Annotated in this window: 3 protein-coding genes; 2 read left to right on the plus strand and 1 reads right to left on the minus strand. The window is 41.2% G+C overall.

The genetic code is table 11. The annotated features are described in order from the left end of the window. Both I4641_RS24475 and I4641_RS23470 read left to right on the plus strand, forming a co-directional pair. Nucleotides 1-2,382: toprim domain-containing protein (locus I4641_RS24475; RefSeq protein ID WP_229643006.1), on the plus strand; the 2,382-nt coding region annotated here is incomplete at its 5' end. A gap of 222 nt (nucleotides 2,383-2,604) precedes the next feature. After that, entirely contained in the window at nucleotides 2,605-3,195 is a 591-nt protein-coding gene (locus I4641_RS23470; RefSeq protein ID WP_229643007.1) for a hypothetical protein, read from the plus strand. A 90-nt stretch (nucleotides 3,196-3,285) separates the two neighbouring features. On the opposite strand, the gene I4641_RS24400 is transcribed toward I4641_RS23470, so the two are convergent. After that, nucleotides 3,286-3,453, minus strand: a complete 168-nt coding sequence (locus I4641_RS24400; protein ID WP_369426879.1) for a winged helix-turn-helix transcriptional regulator — start codon at nucleotides 3,451-3,453, stop codon at nucleotides 3,286-3,288. Nucleotides 3,454-3,456: the final 3 nt, after the last annotated feature.

Consider the following 3,456-nt stretch of genomic DNA (forward strand, 5'->3'; position numbering starts at 1 on the left):
GAAGTCATCAGAGGTAATCCAGAACTTACCACCCAGTTAATTGACGGGCTAGACTTCCAATACAAATACAACAGTGGTGTTCTCAGCTTCGCTGTCGAAGATGCCCCCACAGAAAAAGACCAACAGGCAATCATCGATTCCTTTGAAGAATACGCCTTTGCTGGCATCAAACAAGACTCATATAACACCCTCTGGGTACGTCACACCCATACAGGAAGCGACCGCGTAGAACTCCATTTCGTCACCCCCAAAGTCGAACTAGATACAGGAAAAAGCCTCAATATAGCCCCTCCTGGTTGGCATGGATACTTCAAACCCTGGCAGACATATTGGAACATCAAAGAAGATTGGGCAAGACCTGACGACCTATCTCGTAAACGAATCTACGAACCAGGCTACCAAGCGTTAATCGATGCCGAAAAACAACGGGCGGGAATGCTGGCTGCTCCTGACCCCAAACAGCAGCTAACCGATTACATCACCCAGCGCATCGAAGCAGGACTAGTGACTAATCGTGACGATATTATTCAAAGCTTTGCCGAAATAGGTCTAGAAATACCAAGACAAGGAAAAAACTACCTCACAGTAGTAGACCCAGAAACCAACAATAGATATCGACTCAAAGGGGGAATATATGAAGCATCTTGGAGACTTGGGGGACAATCTCAAGAAGAAGATAGAAGCCGAGAACAAACGCCTGGAAGAGACGGCACAGGCAGAACAACAGGAACTACGGCAACAACTCAAGACCCACAGCAAAAAGATCTCGACCAACTACAGTCAAGAATCAGAGAACTGGCTGAAAGCAGAGCGAGCTACCATATCTCGCGCTATGGAGGAGAACCGCCAAGCCTTCAAAAAATACTTGAGCCAACAATGGATCTGGCAGTCGATTACAGCAGGGAGTCTTTGTCTGGGTATCTTGGGCGGAAGTTGGGGGCTGATCGGATTCTCGTCGATGCGAATTACCCAGAAACAAACCCAACTAGACAAGATCGATCGAGAGATATCACAACAACAAGAAACTCTCAATCATCTCAAGAGCCAAACGAAGGGAATAAAGATTGGAGAAACCAGCAACGGAACATTCATCACCCCACCCTTGAACCAACAACTAACCCCAGGCTGGACGTGCCAGGGTCAACCCTGCCTGAAACTAGAGTAAGAGTAAACCATGAGCGAACTAGAGAATCAACTGAGGCTATCTTATCTACAGCTAGCCAAGGAGTACAAAGAACAAATAACCAATCTGTCCAACAGATACGAACAGGACATGAAGCGGTTAGAGAAGCAGAACAAACAGCTTCAGAATCAAGTCAACGGCTTGAGCGAACAAGTATTGAACTTAACCAACTCCATCAACGAATTTACTCAAATATTGAAAGAGGCAGACGAGCCTTAGATCTCAAGAGAAAAGAAGAACTAGAAAGATTCAAAACCCAAATCAACCTAGTAGAATACGCCCAAAGCTTCGGATATCAATACATAAGTCAAAAGTCTAGTCAAAACAGTGCCGTTCTCGCCCATGACAATGGAGACAAAATAATAGTTGCCACCGACACCGACGGACACGGCGTTTATTTCTCTGTCAAAGACGAAATCGATAACGGTACGATTATCGATTTCGTACAGAATCGCTCCTCCGTAGGACTCTCTGAAGTTAGGAAAGAACTAAAAAACTGGAACGATCGACCAAGAACACAACCAGCCAAATTCACCCCCAGAGACAAACCCCAACCCATAAGTAAAGATCGCCTAAAAATAATCAAAGCTGCATCCAACTTCAAAGTAGTCCAGTCCCATCCTTATTTAGAAAAAAGAGGCATTGACCAATCCATTCTAAAAAGCGATCGCTTTATCGGAACAGTAGCTACAGACCGTGATGGTAATGCCATCTTCCCCCACTACGACAGTAATGGAATGACAGGCTTTACTGCCAAGAACGAAAACTATACAGGATTTAGTAAAGGAGGAACAAAAGCCCTATGGCGTTCCAAACCCCAAGAAAGCGATCGCCGTTTAGTCATCGTTGAAAGTGCCATTGATGCCATGAGCTACCATCAACTTTTTAAGGATAAAAATCCCCATACTCGCTACATATCAACTGGGGGAACAATATCAAGCTCGCAACTAGAATTAGTTAAAACTGCTATGGCAGACATGACAAAAATAGGCGGTCAAATAGTCATCGCTACAGATAACGATCGAGCAGGAAATAAACTAGCGCAAACTCTAACAGTTGAAGCCCCATCAAAATCTCAGATATCTCGCGAGCTACCCCAACAGGGCAAAGATTGGAATGAAATATTACAGCACACCAAACAGCAAGAAATAGATCGCAATACCCAGGATAGAGGCTGGGGCTGGTCGCGAGATATCTGAGATTTTGATGGGGCTTCAACTGTTAGAGTTTGCGCTAGTTTATTTCCTGCTCGATCGTTATCTGTAGCGATGACTATTTGACCGCCTAAAATATACATTTATATCCGTAGCTTAATTTATTTGAATAATTATCATTAAGCTTAATATTCAGCCATCTCTGTAACTAATTTTCGCCACGATAAAAAATAATCAGAGAAGAAACTAAGCGATCAAATAAGCTAGATGACTAAAACCAACCGCAATCAGAAAATCCATGTTGATACAGTAAGCACTACTATAGCTCAGTTAAAAGAATTAGAAGCTAAACCAAAGCTAGAACTTACTCTGCGAGAAACTATCGCCGAAATGGAAACCGAGCTAAAAAGTGCCGTCAAAAAAGGCTATAGCTATAAAGAATTATCCGATCTACTAGCAAACCAAAAAATAATGATTTCGGCGGGAACATTAAAACAATATATGAGCGAACTCAATAAAAATTCCTCGTCACATAAAAAACAAAAATTGAATCAGAAAAAAACCAATGTATCTCAGACTAACCTAAAGCTAGTATCTAACGAAAATACCAACAATTCGACAAAAGAAATCTCAAGTAAGAGCGAGCCAAATAACGAAATAAAGCGTAAAGAAAAAGCGATTTCTATATTGAATGCAGATATAAAAATAAACTCAAATAATAAAGATAAAGAGTCAGTTGAAGAAAAAAGAACTTTGGCAGAAAAACTGCAAGATAAATCATATGTAGCGAAAGTGCAAAGTCAATCATATTTTGATAAAGAAGAAGAAGAACTTCTCAAGGAATTTAATCAATTCTAAAAATGATTTACACCGCAGCCTAAAAACTATGGTCGAGGGGTACGATACGTAAAAAAAATGAACAATTGAATAGAATGTAAGATATTAATTCTATGAATGAATTTGCGGTTCAAATTCCTCTACCAGAAGCCTATAGCCAACCAACTTACCCGCTAAATATCTTTTTTCAATGATTTCAAGCTCGCAAAGCTTTTTGATAGAGCGAGAAACATTGGCAGGAGTAAGATTGAGCTTACGAGCAATTTCAATCTGAGATATTTC

Origin of the sequence: Waterburya agarophytonicola KI4 (genome assembly GCF_020640915.1) — a bacterium.
Taxonomy (GTDB): Bacteria; Cyanobacteriota; Cyanobacteriia; order Cyanobacteriales; family Xenococcaceae; genus Waterburya; species Waterburya agarophytonicola.

Excerpts from the sequence above, each read along its gene's own strand:
- I4641_RS23470 (WP_229643007.1), top strand. The coding sequence starts at position 2,605 with ATGACTAAAACCAACCGCAATCAGAAAATCCATGTTGATACAGTAAGC.